Here is a 17518-nt window from a genome sequence, read left to right as displayed (position 1 = left end):
CATGATAAAGCAACTGGTAGCACCTCTGGTTTTCTCCACTCTGATACTGGCTGGTTGCCAGACTCCACAAGGCAAATTTACCCCAGAGCAAGTCGCTGCTATGCAGTCTTATGGTTTTACTGAATCTGCCGGTGACTGGTCGCTTGGCTTATCCGACACTATTCTGTTTGCTAAAAATGACTACAAACTGCTTCCGGAAAGTCAGCAACAAATCCAGACTATGGCGGCAAAACTGACCTCTACCGGGCTAACACATGCCCGTATGGATGGTCATACCGATAACTATGGTGAAGATAGCTACAACGAAGCCTTATCACTGAAGCGAGCGAATGTCGTCGCCGATGCCTGGGCCGAGGGTGGACAGATTCCGCGCAGCAATCTCACCACTCAGGGTTTAGGGAAAAAATATCCTATTGCCAGCAACAAGACAGCACAGGGCCGGGCTGAAAACCGCCGCGTTGCGGTGGTAATTAGTGCGCCTTAAATACAATTTCAGTAGATAAAAAAAGGGCCAGCCAATTGGCCAGCCCTTCTTAACAGGATGTCGCTTAAGCGAAATCTTAGTTGAGGCGCTCTTTGATACGAGCAGCCTTACCAGTACGCTCACGCAGGTAGTACAGTTTAGCTTTACGAACAGCACCACGACGTTTGACAGAAATGCTGTCAACTACCGGAGAGTGAGTCTGGAAGACACGCTCAACGCCTTCGCCGTTGGAAATTTTACGAACAGTGAATGCAGAGTGCAGACCGCGGTTACGAATAGCGATAACCACGCCCTCGAATGCCTGCAGACGTTTTTTGGAACCTTCAACAACCCATACTTTCACTTCCACGGTATCACCCGGACGGAAGGAAGGTACGTCCTGCTTCATCTGCTCTTGTTCAAGTTGCTTAATAATGTTGCTCATAATTTAATCTCTTATCCTGGGTAAACTGATATCTCGGGGGCTTACGCCATCCCATCATGTTTATGTTGCTGTTGTGCGTGTTCCTTTTTGAACTCCGCCAGCAACCTTGCTTGCTCTTCAGTCAGAGCCAGGTTTTCCAGAAGTTCAGGTCTTCTAAGCCAGGTACGGCCCAGCGACTGTTTCAAACGCCAGCGACGTATCTCGGCATGGTTGCCCGACAGTAACACTGACGGAACTTCCATCCCTTCTAACACCTCAGGCCGCGTATAGTGCGGGCAATCCAGCAATCCTTCAGCAAAGGAATCTTCCGTTGCCGAGGCTTCATGTCCCAGTACCCCCGGAATAAACCGGGAAACGGAGTCAATCAGCGTCATTGCTGGTAACTCACCACCGCTGAGAACGTAATCGCCGATTGACCATTCTTCGTCAATTTCGGTTTGGATCACGCGCTCATCTATACCTTCGTAGCGACCGCACACCAAAATCAATTTTTGATTCGTTGCCAGTTCGCTGACGCCCGCTTGATCAAGCTTGCGCCCCTGTGGTGACAGATAGATCACCTTAGCGCCTTCACCCGCCGCGCTTTTTGCTGCATGAATGGCGTCCCGTAAAGGTTGCACCATCATTAACATCCCCGGTCCGCCGCCGTAAGGACGATCGTCCACGGTTCGGTGCCGGTCATGCGTGAAGTCACGTGGACTCCAGCTCTGGATGCTCAGCAGGCCATTTTTCACTGCCCGGCCAGTTACCCCGTAATCGGTAATTGCGCGGAACATTTCAGGAAACAGGCTAATTATGCCAATCCACATAGCGCCGTCTTTTACCGTTTATCCGGTGGTTTAAAAACCAGGATCCCAATCTACTTCGATTGAACGAGTAGTGAGATCGACTTTCTTGATAACCTGCCCATCGAGGAACGGTACGAGACGTTCCTTGATACCAAACGCATCTTTCAGGTTTGCCTTAATGACGAGAACGTCATTAGATCCGGTTTCCATCATGTCGACGACTTTACCGAGATCGTAGCCTTCAGTGGTCACTACCTGACAGCCCATCAGGTCTTTCCAGTAGTAGTCACCCTCTTCAAGCTGAGGCAGCTGCGATGAATCCACGACAATTTCACAATTCGTCAGCAGGTTCGCCGCATCACGATCGTCAACACCTTTCAGCTTGATGATCATGTCCTGATTGTGGTGCTTCCAGCTTTCCAGCTGGACTTGCTGCCACTGACCCGCCTTCTGGATAAACCAGGGCTGATAGTCAAAAATGCTTTCGGCGTCTTCGGTGGAAGAAAACACTCTGAGCCACCCACGAATACCGTAAGACGAACCCATTTTTCCCAAAACGATGGGATCAACAGGTGCTTGCGCGGTGAGTTGTTTGCTCATCATGACCACCGTGACAGATTAAGCTGCTTTGTTTACTTCTTTGATCAGCGCAGCAACGCGATCAGAAATAGTTGCGCCCTGGCCAACCCAGTGAGCGATGCGATCCAGATCCAGGCGAGTGCCTTCTTCTTTTTCGCTAGCGATTGGGTTGAAGAAACCAACGCGCTCGATGAAGCGACCGTTGCGTGCATTACGGCTGTCAGCGACAACAACCTGGTAGAACGGACGCTTTTTAGCGCCGTGACGTGCTAAACGAATAGTTACCATAACATCCTCTTGTGTGAATAAAACAACCGGACCCCATCGAGGAACGGAGTCCGGTGTCATATTAAAAGCCCGAAAATTTTACTCATTTTTGCAGAAATTGCAACCAACAGTTGCTAACCCGGCATTAAAAGGCCGCTGGCGGCGCAGCCAGTTTGGTGCCGGAGTGCGCGCAGTCACCGGAGCGTACCCCAGTACGTGAGGATGACGAGCACACCCCGGTGCCAAAATGGCAAATAAGCCAGGCCGATTAGCGGCCTGGGAAGCCTGGGGGCATCATACCCTTCATGCTTCTCATCATCTTCGCCATTCCGCCCTTCTTCATTTTCTTCATCATGCGCTGCATGTCGTCGAACTGCTTCAGAAGACGGTTAACGTCCTGCACCTGCATACCGCAACCGGCAGCGATACGGCGTTTACGCGAACCTTTGATGATTTCTGGCTTAGCGCGCTCTTTCATCGTCATCGAGTTGATGATGGCTTCCATACGCACCAGCACTTTATCGTCCATCTGGGACTTCACGTTATCCGGGATCTGCCCCATGCCCGGCAGCTTGCCCATCAGGCTGGCCATGCCGCCCATATTTTTCATCTGGCGCAACTGCTCAAGGAAATCGTTGAGATCGAAGCCATCACCTTTTTTCAGCTTGCTGGCTAATTTCTCAGCCTGCGCGCGGTCAACTTTGCTTTCGATATCTTCGATCAGCGACAGAACATCGCCCATGCCGAGAATGCGTGAAGCGATACGATCCGGGTGGAACGGCTCCAGCGCCTCTGTTTTCTCGCCAACACCGAGGAACTTGATGGGCTTGCCGGTAATATGGCGAATAGAAAGCGCCGCACCGCCACGCGCATCGCCGTCCACTTTAGTCAACACTACGCCGGTAAGCGGTAACGCTTCATTGAACGCTTTTGCCGTATTGGCAGCATCCTGACCGGTCATGGCGTCAACCACAAACAGGGTTTCAACCGGGTTAATCGACGCATGGACCTGTTTGATCTCATCCATCATCGCTTCGTCAACGTGCAGACGACCGGCGGTATCCACCAGCAGCACGTCGTAGAATTTCAGTTTGGCTTCTTTCAGCGCCGCATTAACAATATCAACCGGCTTCTGACCAACATCTGAAGGGAAGAAATCGACGCCTACCTGTTCGGCCAGCGTCTCAAGCTGTTTGATTGCCGCCGGGCGATAAACGTCGGCAGAAACCACCAGCACTTTCTTCTTGTGCTTCTCGCGCAGGAACTTACCGAGTTTACCCACGCTGGTTGTTTTACCGGCACCTTGCAGGCCCGCCATCAGCACCACCGCAGGCGGTTGCGCAGCCAGGTTCAGGGTCTGGTTTTCTTCGCCCATCGCCGCAACCAACTCGTTACGGACGATTTTGACGAACTCCTGCCCCGGCGTCAGGCTTTTATTAACTTCATGACCAACCGCTTTCTCTTTTACGCGATTGATAAACTCACGCACTACCGGCAGAGCGACGTCCGCCTCCAACAGCGCCATGCGCACTTCGCGCAGCGTATCTTTAACGTTGTCTTCAGTAAGGCGTCCACGGCCACTGATATTGCGCAGCGTGCGCGACAAACGATCGGTTAAATTATCAAACATTGTCTCTCGCCTGGGGTGGAAACGGTTGGCCGCAATCGCGACACATCATCTGTATTTTGCCGCAGTATAACATGAAGGCGTCTTTGTTGTTATGCAACGGTTGGAGCAGCGTTCACCTGACGCTATACTGTTTTTCTTTCTCATTGCTCAAACTGTCGACATCACTATGCCCGTTTTTGCTCTGCTCGCGCTCGTCGCCTACTCCGTCAGTCTCGCGCTGATTGTTCCCGGTCTGCTGCAAAAAAACGGCGGCTGGCGGCGAATGGCTATTATTTCTGCGGTCATCGCGCTGGTCTGCCACGCTATCGCTCTTGAAGCCCGCATTTTGCCAGGCGGCGATAGCGGACAAAACCTTAGCCTGTTGAATGTCGGTTCACTGGTCAGCCTGATGATTTGTACGGTAATGACCATCGTGGCCTCACGCAACCGTGGCTGGCTGCTGTTGCCGATTGTTTATGCCTTTGCGCTCATCAATCTGGCGCTGGCGACCTTCATGCCCAATGAATACATCACTCATCTGGAAGCAACGCCAGGAATGCTGGTGCACATTGGCTTATCGCTCTTTTCCTATGCCACGCTAATTATTGCCGCCCTGTACGCGTTGCAACTGGCATGGATTGATTATCAACTGAAGAACAAGAAGCTGGCATTCAATCAGGAAATGCCGCCGCTGATGAGTATTGAGCGTAAAATGTTCCACATTACGCAAATTGGCGTGGTGCTGTTAACGCTCACTCTTTGTACCGGCCTGTTCTACATGCACAACTTATTTAGCATGGAAAATATCGACAAGGCCGTGCTCTCTATTGTGGCGTGGTTTGTCTATATTGTGCTGCTGTGGGGGCATTATCATGAAGGATGGCGTGGGCGCCGCGTCGTTTGGTTTAACGTCGCAGGAGCGGTCATCCTTACACTGGCCTACTTTGGCAGCCGAATTGTCCAGCAGTTAATCAGCTAAAACCAGAAAAGGAGTTTCCCCTGGAACATATCTCTACTACCACGTTGATCATAATTCTGATCATCATGGTGGTCATTTCAGCCTATTTTTCCGGCTCCGAAACCGGAATGATGACACTCAACCGCTATCGTCTGCGGCATATGGCGAAGCAGGGTAATCGTTCGGCTAAACGGGTCGAAAAATTACTACGCAAGCCAGACCGCCTGATAAGCCTGGTGTTAATCGGCAATAACCTGGTCAATATTCTTGCCTCCGCGCTCGGCACTATTGTTGGGATGCGCTTGTACGGCGATGCGGGTGTGGCAATTGCGACTGGCGTACTGACCTTCGTAGTGCTGGTTTTTGCCGAAGTATTGCCGAAAACCATTGCCGCGCTGTACCCGGAAAAAGTCGCCTATCCGAGTAGTTTTCTGTTAGCTCCGCTGCAAATTTTGATGATGCCGCTGGTCTGGTTGCTGAACGCGATCACCCGCATGTTAATGCGCATGATGGGCATCAAAACCGATATCGTGGTTAGCGGCTCTTTGAGTAAAGAAGAGTTGCGCACCATTGTGCACGAATCGCGGTCACAAATTTCCCGTCGTAACCAGGATATGCTGCTGTCGGTACTCGATCTGGAAAAAATGACCGTTGATGACATCATGGTGCCGCGCAGTGAAATTATCGGTATTGATATCAACGATGACTGGAAATCGATTCTCCGTCAGCTCTCCCACTCTCCTCACGGGCGCATAGTGCTGTACCGCGACTCGCTGGACGACGCTATCAGCATGTTGCGTGTGCGTGAAGCCTGGCGGCTCATGTCGGAGAAAAAAGAGTTCACTAAAGAAACTATGCTGCGCGCTGCGGACGAAATCTATTTTGTGCCGGAAGGCACGCCGCTCAGTACCCAATTAGTTAAATTTCAACGCAATAAAAAGAAAGTCGGCCTGGTTGTCAACGAATACGGCGATATTCAGGGGCTGGTGACGGTTGAAGATATTCTGGAAGAGATTGTCGGCGATTTCACCACGTCGATGTCGCCAACGCTTGCCGAAGAAGTCACTCCGCAAAACGACGGTTCGGTGATTATTGATGGCACCGCCAACGTGCGAGAAATCAACAAAGCCTTTAACTGGCATCTGCCGGAAGACGATGCACGCACGGTTAATGGCGTCATTCTGGAAGCACTGGAAGAGATTCCTGTCGCAGGCACTCGCGTGCGTATTGGCGAGTACGATATCGATATTCTCGACGTACAGGACAATATGATTAAGCAGGTAAAAGTTTTTCCTGTGAAACCGCTGCGCGAGAGTGTGGCGGAGTAACGAAAACGGCCCAGCATTCACATGCCGGGCCGTAATTTATTACGAAAACAGTAATTAAGCTTTTGCTTTCGCTACAGTAACCATCGCCGCGCGAATCGTACGACCGTTCAGCGTATAACCTTTCTGCATAATGCCCAGTACGTTACCCGGCGCTACATCATCAGATTCCACCATTGCGATAGCCTGATGCACATTCGGGTCCAGCGGCACGTTAGTTTCGGCAATCACATCAACGCCAAACTTACGTACTACATCCAGCATCGACTTCAGCGTCAGCTCAATGCCTTCAACCATCGCAGACATATCCGGATTAGCTTTATCAGCCACTTCCAGCGCGCGATCCAGACTATCAATCACCGGCAGCAATTCGTTGATGAATTTTTCCAGCGCGAATTTATGCGCTTTTTCGATATCCAGTTCAGTACGACGACGCAGGTTTTCCATTTCCGCTTTTACGCGCAAAATGCCGTCACGTTCACGGGTCTGAGCCTCAGCCAACTGAGCTTCGAGATTCGCAATTTTTTCATCGCGCGGATCCACCTGCTCAGCAGAAGCGTCTGGCTCAACTGCCTCAATCTCTTCGTGCTGATCCATGATAATTTCTTCCGGGGCTTGCCCCTCAGGCGTTTTCTGTTCTTTACTACTCATGAATTTCTCCGCGTTTTTTTCGCATTCATCTCGCTAACTTCGCTTATTATGGGGATCAGTTTCAGGGTTTCAAGGGAAGCACTCACATTGTCATCAATCTTCGCAACAAGGACCTCGGAAAAATGAATAATCATTTCAAGTGTATTGGCATTGTGGGACACCCACGGCACCCTACTGCACTGACAACACATGAAATGCTCTACCGCTGGCTGTGCACAAAAGGTTACGAGGTCATCGTCGAGCAGCAAATCGCTCACGAACTACAACTGAAGAATGTGAAAACTGGTACGCTCGCGGAGATTGGGCAACTGGCTGATCTCGCGGTAGTCGTTGGTGGCGACGGTAATATGCTGGGCGCGGCGCGCACGCTCGCCCGTTACGATATTAAAGTTATTGGAATCAACCGTGGCAACCTGGGTTTCCTGACTGACCTTGATCCCGATAACGCCCAGCAACAATTAGCCGATGTGCTGGAAGGTCATTACATCAGCGAGAAACGTTTTTTGCTGGAAGCGCAGGTCTGTCAGCAAGATTGCCAGAAACGCATCAGCACCGCGATTAATGAAGTGGTACTACATCCTGGCAAAGTGGCGCATATGATTGAGTTCGAAGTGTACATCGACGAGATCTTTGCGTTTTCTCAGCGATCTGATGGACTGATTATTTCGACACCTACAGGCTCTACCGCCTATTCTCTGTCGGCGGGTGGCCCAATTCTGACCCCCTCTCTGGATGCGATTACCCTGGTGCCCATGTTCCCGCATACGTTGTCAGCGCGACCACTGGTCATAAACAGCAGCAGCACGATCCGCCTGCGTTTTTCGCATCGACGTAACGACCTGGAAATCAGTTGTGACAGTCAGATAGCACTGCCGATTCAGGAAGGTGAAGATGTCCTGATTCGTCGCTGTGATTACCATCTGAATCTAATTCATCCGAAAGATTACAGCTATTTCAATACATTAAGTACCAAACTCGGCTGGTCAAAAAAATTATTCTAATTTTATGCCAGCCTCTTTACTGTATATAAAACCAGTTTATACTGTACACAATAACAGTAATGGTTTTTCATACAGGAAAACAACTATGTTGGCACAACTGACCATCAGCAATTTTGCTATCGTTCGTGAGCTTGAGATTGATTTTCACAGCGGCATGACCGTAATAACCGGCGAGACCGGCGCGGGTAAATCTATTGCGATAGATGCTCTCGGCCTGTGTCTCGGTGGTCGTGCTGAAGCCGACATGGTGCGTACCGGCGCTGCCCGCGCTGATCTGTGCGCCCGTTTTTCACTGAAAGATACGCCCGCAGCACTGCACTGGCTGGAAGAAAACCAACTGGAAGATGGCCACGAATGCCTGCTTCGTCGTGTTATCAGTAGTGATGGTCGCTCTCGTGGTTTTATCAACGGTACGGCTGTTCCGCTGTCTCAGCTACGCGAACTGGGTCAGTTGCTGATTCAGATCCATGGTCAACACGCTCATCAGTTACTCACCAAACCTGAGCATCAGAAATTCCTGCTTGATGGCTACGCCAATGAAACGTCTCTGCTCCAGGAAATGACCGCACGTTATCAGTTGTGGCATCAAAGCTGCCGTGACCTCGCGCATCATCAACAACTCAGTCAGGAACGCGCCGCCCGAGCTGAACTACTGCAATACCAATTAAAAGAATTAAACGAATTTAATCCGCAGCCCGGCGAGTTTGAACAAATCGACGAAGAGTACAAACGTCTGGCTAACAGCGGTCAATTGCTTACGACCAGCCAGAATGCATTGGCATTAATGGCCGACGGTGAAGATGCGAACCTGCAAAGCCAGCTTTACACCGCTAAACAACTGGTCAGCGAATTGATTGGTATGGACAGCAAACTGTCCGGCGTACTTGATATGCTGGAAGAGGCTACTATCCAGATTGCCGAAGCCAGTGACGAATTACGCCACTACTGCGATCGTCTGGATCTCGACCCTAACCGCTTGTTTGAACTTGAACAGCGCATCTCCAAACAGATTTCGCTGGCACGTAAACATCACGTCAGCCCTGAGGCATTGCCACAGTATTACCAGTCGCTACTGGAAGAACAGCAGCAACTGGACGATCAGGCCGACTCACAAGAAACGCTCGCGCTGGCGGTAACGAAACATCATCAGCAGGCACTGGAAACCGCGCGCGCATTACACCAACAACGCCAGCAATATGCAGAAGAACTTGCACAGCTGATCACCGACAGTATGCATGCGCTCTCAATGCCGCATGGCCAGTTTACGATTGATGTTAAATTTGACGAACATCACCTGGGCACTGACGGCGCTGATCGTATTGAGTTTCGGGTAACCACCAACCCAGGTCAGCCAATGCAGCCTATTGCCAAAGTCGCCTCCGGTGGTGAATTGTCCCGTATCGCACTGGCAATTCAGGTCATCACCGCGCGTAAAATGGAAACCCCGGCGCTTATTTTCGATGAAGTGGATGTGGGGATTAGCGGTCCGACAGCGGCAGTTGTCGGCAAACTGCTACGTCAGCTTGGTGAATCAACCCAGGTGATGTGTGTTACCCACCTGCCACAAGTCGCAGGATGCGGTCATCAACACTATTTTGTCAGCAAAGAAACCGATGGTTCGATGACCGAAACGCATATGCAATCCCTGGATAAAAAGGCGCGGTTACAAGAGCTGGCGCGCCTACTTGGCGGCAGTGAAGTCACACGCAACACGCTGGCGAACGCGAAAGAACTACTGGCAGCGTAAACTTTTTTCCTGCTTCACGGTCAGAATAAACAGCAAAACGCCGTAAGACCGGAAAGCAAAAGGTTTTAAAGTGATGAAAGGTCTATTATCATCGGCATATTACAGATGAGCCACGTACTGCTCGGGCCCGAAAAGGAATCAAATCACTATGCGCTGTAAAACGCTGACTGCTGCAGCAGCAGTACTATTGATGTTGACCGCAGGCTGTTCCACTCTGGAGCGAGTGGTTTACCGTCCTGACATCAACCAGGGGAACTATCTGACCGCTAACGACGTGTCCAAAATACGCGTTGGCATGACGCAACAACAAGTTGCGTACGCATTGGGTACACCGCTGATGTCCGATCCATTTGGTACGAATACCTGGTTCTATGTCTTCCGCCAGCAACCAGGCCATGAAGGTGTAACGCAGCAAACTCTGACGCTGACCTTTAACAGCAGCGGTGTGTTGACCAATATTGATAACAAACCTGCGCTGAGTGGCAACGAATAAAACTTGCTGTTTATAGCGATTAAAAAAGGTGCTCAGTGAGCACCTTTTTTCTGCCTGCTATTTATTCGCCGATTTTTCTGCGCGCTGTCTACGAAGCTCTTTCGGATCGGCAATCAGTGGTCGATAAATCTCTACACGATCGCCCTCGCGCACGATATCGCTCAGTTTTGCCGGACGACTGTAAATGCCGACTTTATTTTTAGTTAAATCGATATCTGTACGCAATTCCAGCAAACCACTTGCGCGAATTGCCTCTTCAACCGTCGCGCCCTCCAGCAATGTTACACGCTGCAAATACTGCTTCTCTGGTAACGCGTAAGCTACCTCTACAGCAATTTTACCTGGCACTATAAACCTCTTTTGCTCGCACGGTGAAAGCCTGCACCATATTAGCCGCCAGCTCTTTAAACACGCGACCGAAGGCGAGTTCAATCAACTTATTAGTAAACTCAAAGTCGAGATGAAACTCGATACGGCACGCTTCCGGACTCAACGGTGTAAACTTCCAGCCGCCGATCAATTTCTTGAACGGCCCATCAACCAGATTCATCAGAATACTTTGGTTACTGGTCAACTGGTTGCGGGTAGTAAACGTTTTGCTGATCCCAGCCTTAGAGACATCTACCGCAGCGGTCATCTGTCCAGGAGTGGACTCCAGAATCCGACTTCCAGTACAACCTGGCAAAAACTGAGGATAAGACTGAACGTCATTCACTAACTGATACATTTGCTCCGCGCTGTAGGGAACGAGTGCGGTCCGGCTAATTTGAGGCATAACAAATTCCATCAACAAAAATCCAACAAATAATATCATTTATCCTGCTGTAAAAAAAACGCTATCCCGGCGCTGGGTAACATCGTGTTCATGCTAAGATAGAGCCTTGTCCCCCGCAGGATTGATATGGGGTATTTTCGATTTCAGATTACCGATGATTCACGACGCTTATGACGAAGAAAAAAGCACATAAACCTGGTTCAGCGACCATCGCGCTTAACAAGCGCGCCCGTCACGAATACTTTATTGAAGAAGAGTTCGAAGCGGGACTTGCCCTGCAAGGCTGGGAAGTTAAATCCCTGCGCGCAGGAAAAGCCAATATTAGCGACAGCTATGTCCTTCTGCGCGACGGAGAAGCGTTCCTGTTTGGCGCAAATATCACGCCGATGGCTGTGGCTTCCACACATGTGGTGTGCGATCCTACTCGTACCCGCAAGTTACTTCTCAATCAGCGCGAACTGGACTCATTATATGGTCGCGTCAACCGTGAAGGCTATACCGTAGTGGCGCTCTCTCTGTACTGGAAAAATGCCTGGTGCAAAGTGAAAATCGGCGTCGCGAAAGGTAAGAAACAGCACGATAAACGTTCCGACATCAAAGAACGTGAATGGCAGGTTGATAAAGCGCGTATCATGAAAAACGCTCACCGTTAAACCTGCATCACATATACTGACCAGCTCCTCACCGCGCCTCCCCTCTCCGGTGGCGCGAATGCACATCTTATCGGCTATCATATTTGATACAGATGTCGTCATCCCTTTGCTTAATCGAATAAAAATCATGCTACGCGGGCGCTAAATCCTGAACGATAACGCCATTGGGGCTGGTCATGACGCTCACAAATCTGGTATACTCGCCGTTACACATTGGGGCTGATTCTGGATTCGACGGGATTTGCGAAACCCAAGGTGCATGCCGAGGGGCGGTTGGCCTCGTAAAAAGCCGCAAAAAATAGTCGCAAACGACGAAAACTACGCTTTAGCAGCTTAATAACCTGCTTAGAGCCCTCTCTCCCTAGCCTCCGCTCTTAGGACGGGGATCAAGAGAGGTCAAACCCAAAAGAGATCGCGTGGAAGCCCTGCCTGGGGTTGAAGCGTTAAAACTTAATCAGGCTAGTTTGTTAGTGGCGTGTCCGTCCGCAGCTAGCAAGCGAATGTAAAGACAGACTAAGCATGTAGTGCCGAGGATGTAGGAATTTCGGACGCGGGTTCAACTCCCGCCAGCTCCACCAATCATGATTGGACGGTGTAAGGACAACACCAACAAAAACAGGAAGTTAGCAGTCTCAGCAGGACACCGACCAGACGGTGAGGAGACAAAAAAGGATACGCAAAGGAGCCGCAGCTCCCTAATGACATGAAAGCCCGCAGATGCGGGCTTTTCTTTGTCTCTACTCTATACTTTCAGTCTGGTTACTGGAGGTTTCTATGTGCGGACGTTTCGCCCAATCAATGACGCGTGAAGACTATCTTGCCCTGTTATCAGAAGAATCAGAGCGTGATATCCCATACGAACCCGAACCAATAGATCGCTTCAACGTTGCTCCGGGAACTAAAGTACTATTGTTAAGCGAACGAGATGAGCGGTTGCATCTTGATCCTGTGTTCTGGGGATATGCGCCCGAATGGTGGAATAAACCTCCGCTGATTAACGCACGTGTAGAAACCGCAGCAACCAGTCGGATGTTTAAACCGCTCTGGCAGCATGGTCGGGCAATCTGTTTTGCTGATGGCTGGTTTGAGTGGAAAAAAGGCGGTGACATAAAACAACCTTACTTCATTCATCGCAAAGATGGTCAACCCATTTTTATGGCAGCAATTGGCTGTTGTCCGTTCACACGCGGCGATGAGGCAGAAGGTTTTCTGATAGTCACCGCTGCAGCAGATAAAGATCTTGTTGATATTCATGACCGCCGACCTCTTGTTCTGTCGCCAGAAGCAGCCCGTGAATGGATGCGACAGGACATTGGCAGCAAAGAGGCGACAAAGATTGCAACTGATGGCAGCGTTTCGGGTGACCATTTCACCTGGCATCCGGTATCACGGGCGGTGGGTAATGTTAAAAATCAGGGATCAGCGTTAATCGCGCGTTTACCTGACACAAAGCAGATCTGAGACTCGCGTTGTATATCGTGGTGACAACATCCCACGCTGCATCTTCCACTGTTGCTGGATACCCTGTCCGGCAAAATAGAGTGTTCCACGGCCTTCTCTGCCATTGAGCATATCAAGCACAGCCATCAACTTTTCACTACCAGGGCGCGGTGCGTTTTCATCAAAAAGATTAAGCTGTGCCACACCGCAACTGAAAAAATCACCAAGCATTACCCCTCCTTTCTGGTAGCGATATCCCTCCTGCCATATCGCGTCCAGACAACGGGTCGCTGCATTAATGATATCCCGACTGTCCTGGGTGGGAGTCAGCAACTTTACCGAGGCACTGTTGCTGTAATACGGCTCATTCAGTGCAAACGGAGAAGTTTTTACAAAGGCGGAGATAAAACGACAATATTGATGCTCACCACGCAGTTTTTCTGCCGCTCGTGATGCGTAACTGCATATTGCCTGTCGCATCGTGTCATAGTCGGTTATGCGTTCGCCAAACGACCGTGAGCAGATAATTTCCTGTTTCGCTGGCGCAAACTCTTCCAGTTCAAGACAGGGCTCTCCACGAAGTTCCCGTACCGTTCTTTCAAGTACAACATTGAAGTGCTTTCGGATAAAGCGAATATCGGTATCCGCGAGATCGAGTACGGTTTTTATCCCCATCGCCTCCAACTTTTTACTTATCCTTCGACCAACTCCCCACACTTCATCAACCGGTAATGCAGCCATTAATTTGCGCTGGCGCTCCTGGTTTGATAAATCAACAACCCCTCCCGTCTGACATTGCCATTTTTTTGCCGCATGATTGGCGAGTTTGGCCAGCGTCTTGGTTTGTGCAATGCCGACACCAACCGTGAGATGTGTACGCTGAAGAATGGTCTGGCGAATTTCACGGCCAAAATCTGTTAAATTCCGGCAGTTACGTACGCCGGTTAAATCACAAAATGCCTCATCAATGCTGTAGATCTCAACCCGTGGTGACAACTCTTCCAACGTAGACATCACACGCTGGCTCATATCGGCATAGAGTTCATAGTTACTGCTGAAACAAACCACACCACAGCGACGAAACAGATCCTTCTGTTTAAAATAAGGCTCCCCCATTTTAACGCCAAGTGTCTTCGCCTCTGCGCTGCGAGCGATCACACAGCCGTCGTTATTGGAAAGCACTACTACCGGCTTCCCCCACAAGTCTGGGCGAAAAACAGTCTCACAACTGGCATAAAATGAGTTTACATCACAGAGGGCAAACATCAGCGTAATGCCTTTACGACATGAGTGACGACCCCAAACACATTCAGAGACTCTTCGCTGCCAAGAGTAATGGGCGAATACGCACTGTTCATCGGCACAAGCTGTACCGTGGGGTGCAGTTGCAACCTTTTGGCGGTGAACTCACCGTCCACAGCAGCAATAACAATATCGCCGTGGCTGGCGGTAATGGCGCTGTCAACTACCAGCAGATCGCCATCGCCAATCCCGGCCTCAATCATTGAATCTCCCGCAGCTTTAACAAAATAGGTCGCGCTGGGATGTTGAATCACTAGCTGATTAAGATCGATTCGCTGCTCAACGTAGTCAGCTGCCGGTGACGGAAAGCCACACGGCACAAGGTCACTAAATAAAGGAAGTGTAATGATTTCACGCAGTTCCGCAGGCTTGATAAACAACATGATAATCCGCCCAGATATACTGTTTTTATATACAGTATATTCTTATGGCGAATAGGTCAATGTGAGTAATGGCTATCAATTGTGAGCACAGAGGGAAAGCATAAGGATAGCCCCGGATGAGTAAGGGGCTTTTCCCGCTGAAACAACGAAGAAATGAACTCACTTTAAACCAGAAATTGAGTGAGTTTGCCCCATCCATGCCCCACCACTTAGCGCCAAAGAGCACAAAGCCTTGCAATCCAGTGCAAAGCTTTGTGTGCCTCCCACTACGGCCTGCATAACCAGTAAGAAGATAGCAGTGACGACAAACGGCGAAGCAGTCTTCTTTTCTTTCACACTTTCCCCCACCCAGCAGGCATACCTTTCTGCCACAACTGAAGTGAATGTCTGTTATGAGCGAGGAGCAGACATTTACTTAACTGGATGGCAAGAAACTTCATACTATAGCTTATACATCATGGTTGAGTAGGAAGTTTTGCCCACATGGTCGTACCATAAACACATTAGAAGCTGATGTACTTTGTGAATTATGAAAGACAAACAAGCATAGACAACTCATGCTATATTCATTCACAATGATGCAACATAATAAAAACACACAGACTTTAGTGAGTAAATTCAGGAGATTGCGATGTTTAACTTAATCATGGCCGGAGAACCGGACGTTTTTGACCGCTGGCCGTGTATGAATCCTGGGCTTAAAGAAGGCGAGGAAAGCTTCTCGATGTCCCGCATGCTGGAAGGCACCCCAAGCGATATTTACAGTAAATTAATACCTGTAAGACCCGATAGCTTAAAATTACTCGCCATGCTACCGGTGTTGTTCATGACCGAAACTTATATGAAAGATACTGAAAATGATAAAAACAGGTACATCAGAATCAGGCTTGGGAGAATAAGAGGTTTACGTAAAGATGGTGACGACATTTTATTTTCCTTCAAGATTAACCATGATTTTGGAGAAATAACAAATCCCCAAACAGCATTATATAAAGAAATCCTAGAACTAGGAACTTTCGGGTTAAGTCGTACACACTGGGCAGTAAAAGATAAGGATTTAAATATTGTTCTAAAAGGGCTTGGTTTAAACAAGAAAAACAACCGCCTGAAAGGTACAATCAAATTAAAAAAACAAACATACCAGGTGGCTGAGAATGTCATGGATTATCTTGACTTTATTAAAAAAAACAGTCCAGATGGCCTCGTTACCTTTTATCGTGGACACTCTAAAAGCTCATATGAGCTTGTCCCCTCTCTTTACAGAAAGAATGAAAACGGGACGTACAGGCATCTTGCTTCAGAATCTGATTTAGTACGTGAAATACTCAGTGCAAGACCAAATGAATTTAAGGAGGATAAATTTACGATTGATAAACTTGTCCGCATGCAGCATTATGGCTTACCTACGAGACTCCTGGATATCACATCCAACCCACTGATAGCATTATATTTTGCTTGCAGTTCGAACCATAATGAAAACGGGCAGGTGATTTCGTTCTCAACAAACAGAAAGAAAATTAAATATTTCGATTCAGATACAGTAAGCTGCATAGCAAACTTATCAGTTTTATCTTACGAAGAGCTGGAAAAATTGTCTTCCATTGATGTCAGAAAAGATACTGTGGCGCTATCTGAACTCACTGATAAACTTGCAGACCTTATACAGAATGAAAAATCATATTTCAGAAACAAAATAATCTCTGATGACTTAAAAAAAGTTGTTTTCCTTAAGGCTAAAATAAATAATGAACGCATACAGTCTCAGGCAGGCGCTTTTCTTCTGTTCGGACTTGATCCTATTTTACCGGAAACAGATGCTGATTTTCCTCTTAACAGAGTGGAGATAGCAAACAAAAATAAAATTCTGAAAGAGCTGGCGCAGCTTAATATATCCGAAAGCACTGTATATCCCAGCATGGAGAAAACGGCAGCGGAAATTGCAAAAAAGTATATATCGATATAATAAAGGGATAAACTAATGGCAAAGAAATCTAAGACTGTGCAGTCTTCAGGTGGAACTGCTCATCGGGGACGGTGTCAGGCTCAGGGTCAAAAACTGGAATCTTCAGAAGCCTTGACCCACTCCCTATAAAATAACATATTTCAATGTTATCAATGTCTGCTTTTAGCACATATCGGCCCTAGAGATAGTGGCGTACAGTCATAGATGGTTGGTGGGAGGTGGTGGAAATCCTCTCATGCAAAAAATACGTAAAATCGATAACAGCTGGAAATCATTCAATACTCGCACTATCGGAAGTTCACCAGCCAGCCGCAGTATTCTGCCATGACAAGTTGCTGCGGCTTTTTATGTTTAACGGATCAACAGCCAGACCAGCAGACACGCTATCACCGGCACAGCAAAATCCATCATGCTTGCCACATCCCAAGCACGTGGGTCAAAACCGCCCCACCACGGCATATTCATACGCTTGCCATGCCCGAACATTTCAATCCAGCGATATTCTGCCTGGGTGTGTTCACGCGCAATGAAGAACGTACAACCGGCTATCGCTCCGTAAGCCCAGTTTCCGGTAAAAAGACCAACCAGTAGCTGCGCAGCCACAGCACAAAGAGCATGAAGGAAAGGTGTTATATCCATTACTCCTCCTTTATCCGATATCGCTTCGGGAAACGGA

The 17518-nt window shown here is 48.9% G+C and carries 20 protein-coding genes, 1 other RNA gene and 1 pseudogene; 10 read left to right on the top strand and 12 right to left on the bottom strand.

Annotated elements, in window-relative coordinates; genetic code table 11:
- The first annotated feature begins 1 nt into the window (after nucleotide 1).
- Entirely contained in the window at nucleotides 2-484 is a 483-nt protein-coding gene (locus A7098_RS07750) for an OmpA family protein (RefSeq protein WP_000595359.1), read from the top strand.
- A 76-nt stretch (nucleotides 485-560) separates the two neighbouring features.
- Here the strand turns inward: A7098_RS07750 and rplS are convergent, their stop codons facing one another.
- The 5 genes from rplS to ffh form a co-directional block, all read right to left on the bottom strand.
- Nucleotides 561-908: a 50S ribosomal protein L19 gene (gene rplS, locus A7098_RS07745; protein ID WP_000065253.1), complete on the bottom strand. Its 348-nt coding sequence runs from the start codon at nucleotides 906-908 to the stop codon at nucleotides 561-563.
- A gap of 41 nt (nucleotides 909-949) precedes the next feature.
- Nucleotides 950-1717, bottom strand: a complete 768-nt coding sequence (gene trmD, locus A7098_RS07740) for a tRNA (guanosine(37)-N1)-methyltransferase TrmD (RefSeq protein ID WP_000264784.1) — start codon at nucleotides 1715-1717, stop codon at nucleotides 950-952.
- Nucleotides 1718-1747: 30 nt separating this feature from the next.
- On the bottom strand, nucleotides 1748-2296 hold the full coding sequence (rimM, locus tag A7098_RS07735) for a ribosome maturation factor RimM (RefSeq protein ID WP_000043335.1): 549 nt from the start codon (nucleotides 2294-2296) through the stop codon (nucleotides 1748-1750).
- A gap of 18 nt (nucleotides 2297-2314) precedes the next feature.
- Nucleotides 2315-2563: a 30S ribosomal protein S16 gene (gene rpsP / locus A7098_RS07730; protein ID WP_000256450.1), complete on the bottom strand. Its 249-nt coding sequence runs from the start codon at nucleotides 2561-2563 to the stop codon at nucleotides 2315-2317.
- Between the two features lie 247 nt (nucleotides 2564-2810).
- The gene (gene ffh / locus A7098_RS07725) at nucleotides 2811-4172 is read right to left on the bottom strand and encodes a signal recognition particle protein (RefSeq protein ID WP_000460035.1); all 1362 of its coding nucleotides are present in this window, start codon (nucleotides 4170-4172) and stop codon (nucleotides 2811-2813) included.
- A gap of 166 nt (nucleotides 4173-4338) precedes the next feature.
- Between ffh and A7098_RS07720 the strand changes: the two genes are divergently transcribed.
- Both A7098_RS07720 and A7098_RS07715 read left to right on the top strand, forming a co-directional pair.
- The gene (locus tag A7098_RS07720) at nucleotides 4339-5130 is read left to right on the top strand and encodes an inner membrane protein YpjD (protein WP_024165125.1); all 792 of its coding nucleotides are present in this window, start codon (nucleotides 4339-4341) and stop codon (nucleotides 5128-5130) included.
- A gap of 20 nt (nucleotides 5131-5150) precedes the next feature.
- Nucleotides 5151-6437, top strand: coding sequence for an HlyC/CorC family transporter (locus A7098_RS07715; RefSeq protein WP_010723175.1), 1287 nt, complete (start codon nucleotides 5151-5153; stop codon nucleotides 6435-6437).
- A 54-nt stretch (nucleotides 6438-6491) separates the two neighbouring features.
- On the opposite strand, the gene grpE is transcribed toward A7098_RS07715, so the two are convergent.
- Nucleotides 6492-7085: a nucleotide exchange factor GrpE gene (gene grpE, locus A7098_RS07710; protein ID WP_010351929.1), complete on the bottom strand. Its 594-nt coding sequence runs from the start codon at nucleotides 7083-7085 to the stop codon at nucleotides 6492-6494.
- Nucleotides 7086-7207: 122 nt separating this feature from the next.
- Here grpE and nadK point away from each other — a divergent pair, with 122 nt between their 5' ends.
- The 3 genes from nadK to bamE all read left to right on the top strand — a co-directional run bounded on the left by nadK (nucleotide 7208) and on the right by bamE (nucleotide 10326).
- Entirely contained in the window at nucleotides 7208-8086 is an 879-nt protein-coding gene (gene nadK / locus A7098_RS07700; protein ID WP_001059169.1) for an NAD(+) kinase, read from the top strand.
- An 85-nt stretch (nucleotides 8087-8171) separates the two neighbouring features.
- On the top strand, nucleotides 8172-9833 hold the full coding sequence (gene recN, locus A7098_RS07695) for a DNA repair protein RecN (protein WP_105280593.1): 1662 nt from the start codon (nucleotides 8172-8174) through the stop codon (nucleotides 9831-9833).
- 148 nt (nucleotides 9834-9981) lie between these two features.
- Nucleotides 9982-10326, top strand: a complete 345-nt coding sequence (bamE, locus tag A7098_RS07690) for an outer membrane protein assembly factor BamE (RefSeq protein ID WP_001203438.1) — start codon at nucleotides 9982-9984, stop codon at nucleotides 10324-10326.
- A 57-nt stretch (nucleotides 10327-10383) separates the two neighbouring features.
- Here bamE and A7098_RS07685 read toward each other — a convergent pair whose 3' ends face one another.
- Nucleotides 10384-10674, bottom strand: a complete 291-nt coding sequence (locus tag A7098_RS07685) for an RnfH family protein (RefSeq protein WP_032226002.1) — start codon at nucleotides 10672-10674, stop codon at nucleotides 10384-10386.
- Complete coding sequence (ratA, locus tag A7098_RS07680) at nucleotides 10664-11101, bottom strand: type II toxin-antitoxin system toxin RatA (protein WP_024191158.1); 438 nt, start codon at nucleotides 11099-11101, stop codon at nucleotides 10664-10666. Before ratA ends, A7098_RS07685 begins: the two co-directional genes overlap by 11 nt.
- Before the next feature lie 170 nt (nucleotides 11102-11271).
- Between ratA and smpB the strand changes: the two genes are divergently transcribed.
- The 3 genes from smpB (at nucleotide 11272) to A7098_RS07665 (ending at nucleotide 13215) form a co-directional block, all read left to right on the top strand.
- Nucleotides 11272-11754 (top strand): SsrA-binding protein SmpB, encoded by a 483-nt coding sequence (smpB, locus tag A7098_RS07675; RefSeq protein WP_000162574.1) that lies wholly within the window; start codon nucleotides 11272-11274, stop codon nucleotides 11752-11754.
- Nucleotides 11755-11969: 215 nt separating this feature from the next.
- Nucleotides 11970-12332: a transfer-messenger RNA gene (ssrA, locus tag A7098_RS07670) on the top strand.
- A 196-nt stretch (nucleotides 12333-12528) separates the two neighbouring features.
- Nucleotides 12529-13215, top strand: a complete 687-nt coding sequence (locus A7098_RS07665; protein ID WP_105280592.1) for an SOS response-associated peptidase — start codon at nucleotides 12529-12531, stop codon at nucleotides 13213-13215.
- On the opposite strand, the gene A7098_RS07660 is transcribed toward A7098_RS07665, so the two are convergent.
- A complete protein-coding gene (locus A7098_RS07660) occupies nucleotides 13192-14460 on the bottom strand; it encodes a Y-family DNA polymerase (RefSeq protein WP_105280591.1) in 1269 nt (422 codons plus the stop codon). The two genes, A7098_RS07665 and A7098_RS07660, sit on opposite strands and share 24 nt — an antisense overlap.
- Nucleotides 14460-14879, bottom strand: a complete 420-nt coding sequence (locus A7098_RS07655; RefSeq protein WP_105280590.1) for a translesion error-prone DNA polymerase V autoproteolytic subunit — start codon at nucleotides 14877-14879, stop codon at nucleotides 14460-14462. The genes A7098_RS07660 and A7098_RS07655 overlap by 1 nt, the downstream gene beginning before the upstream one ends.
- Nucleotides 14880-15510: 631 nt before the next feature.
- On the opposite strand from A7098_RS07655, the gene A7098_RS07645 reads away from it, so the two are divergent.
- Nucleotides 15511-16842: an FRG domain-containing protein gene (locus A7098_RS07645; RefSeq protein ID WP_105280589.1), complete on the top strand. Its 1332-nt coding sequence runs from the start codon at nucleotides 15511-15513 to the stop codon at nucleotides 16840-16842.
- Nucleotides 16843-17085: 243 nt separating this feature from the next.
- On the opposite strand, the pseudogene A7098_RS24385 reads toward A7098_RS07645, so the two are convergent.
- Both A7098_RS24385 and A7098_RS07640 read right to left on the bottom strand, forming a co-directional pair.
- Nucleotides 17086-17160: pseudogene (locus tag A7098_RS24385) on the bottom strand (capsid protein); the annotation flags it as partial.
- A 33-nt stretch (nucleotides 17161-17193) separates the two neighbouring features.
- Complete coding sequence (locus A7098_RS07640) at nucleotides 17194-17481, bottom strand: hypothetical protein (protein WP_105280596.1); 288 nt, start codon at nucleotides 17479-17481, stop codon at nucleotides 17194-17196.
- Between the last annotated feature and the right edge of the window lie 37 nt (nucleotides 17482-17518).

This window comes from Escherichia sp. MOD1-EC7011 (assembly GCF_002965005.1).
GTDB lineage: Bacteria > Pseudomonadota > Gammaproteobacteria > Enterobacterales > Enterobacteriaceae > Escherichia > Escherichia ruysiae.
The sequence above is the reverse complement of the archived record's forward strand: the minus strand, read 5'-3'. Positions and strand labels throughout refer to the sequence as shown.

What these genes read in the sequence shown, in the direction of transcription:
- A7098_RS07660 (WP_105280591.1), bottom strand. Translation starts at nt 14,460, where the DNA reads ATGTTTGCCCTCTGTGATGTAAACTCATTTTATGCCAGTTGTGAGACT.
- rpsP (WP_000256450.1), bottom strand. Translation starts at nt 2,563, where the DNA reads ATGGTAACTATTCGTTTAGCACGTCACGGCGCTAAAAAGCGTCCGTTC.
- rimM (WP_000043335.1), bottom strand. Translation starts at nt 2,296, where the DNA reads ATGAGCAAACAACTCACCGCGCAAGCACCTGTTGATCCCATCGTTTTG.
- smpB (WP_000162574.1), top strand. Translation starts at nt 11,272, where the DNA reads ATGACGAAGAAAAAAGCACATAAACCTGGTTCAGCGACCATCGCGCTT.
- trmD (WP_000264784.1), bottom strand. Translation starts at nt 1,717, where the DNA reads ATGTGGATTGGCATAATTAGCCTGTTTCCTGAAATGTTCCGCGCAATT.
- bamE (WP_001203438.1), top strand. Translation starts at nt 9,982, where the DNA reads ATGCGCTGTAAAACGCTGACTGCTGCAGCAGCAGTACTATTGATGTTG.
- A7098_RS07720 (WP_024165125.1), top strand. Translation starts at nt 4,339, where the DNA reads ATGCCCGTTTTTGCTCTGCTCGCGCTCGTCGCCTACTCCGTCAGTCTC.
- grpE (WP_010351929.1), bottom strand. Translation starts at nt 7,085, where the DNA reads ATGAGTAGTAAAGAACAGAAAACGCCTGAGGGGCAAGCCCCGGAAGAA.
- A7098_RS07750 (WP_000595359.1), top strand. Translation starts at nt 2, where the DNA reads ATGATAAAGCAACTGGTAGCACCTCTGGTTTTCTCCACTCTGATACTG.
- nadK (WP_001059169.1), top strand. Translation starts at nt 7,208, where the DNA reads ATGAATAATCATTTCAAGTGTATTGGCATTGTGGGACACCCACGGCAC.
- A7098_RS07640 (WP_105280596.1), bottom strand. Translation starts at nt 17,481, where the DNA reads ATGGATATAACACCTTTCCTTCATGCTCTTTGTGCTGTGGCTGCGCAG.
- A7098_RS07655 (WP_105280590.1), bottom strand. Translation starts at nt 14,879, where the DNA reads ATGTTGTTTATCAAGCCTGCGGAACTGCGTGAAATCATTACACTTCCT.
- ratA (WP_024191158.1), bottom strand. Translation starts at nt 11,101, where the DNA reads ATGCCTCAAATTAGCCGGACCGCACTCGTTCCCTACAGCGCGGAGCAA.
- recN (WP_105280593.1), top strand. Translation starts at nt 8,172, where the DNA reads ATGTTGGCACAACTGACCATCAGCAATTTTGCTATCGTTCGTGAGCTT.
- A7098_RS07645 (WP_105280589.1), top strand. Translation starts at nt 15,511, where the DNA reads ATGTTTAACTTAATCATGGCCGGAGAACCGGACGTTTTTGACCGCTGG.
- ffh (WP_000460035.1), bottom strand. Translation starts at nt 4,172, where the DNA reads ATGTTTGATAATTTAACCGATCGTTTGTCGCGCACGCTGCGCAATATC.
- A7098_RS07665 (WP_105280592.1), top strand. Translation starts at nt 12,529, where the DNA reads ATGTGCGGACGTTTCGCCCAATCAATGACGCGTGAAGACTATCTTGCC.
- rplS (WP_000065253.1), bottom strand. Translation starts at nt 908, where the DNA reads ATGAGCAACATTATTAAGCAACTTGAACAAGAGCAGATGAAGCAGGAC.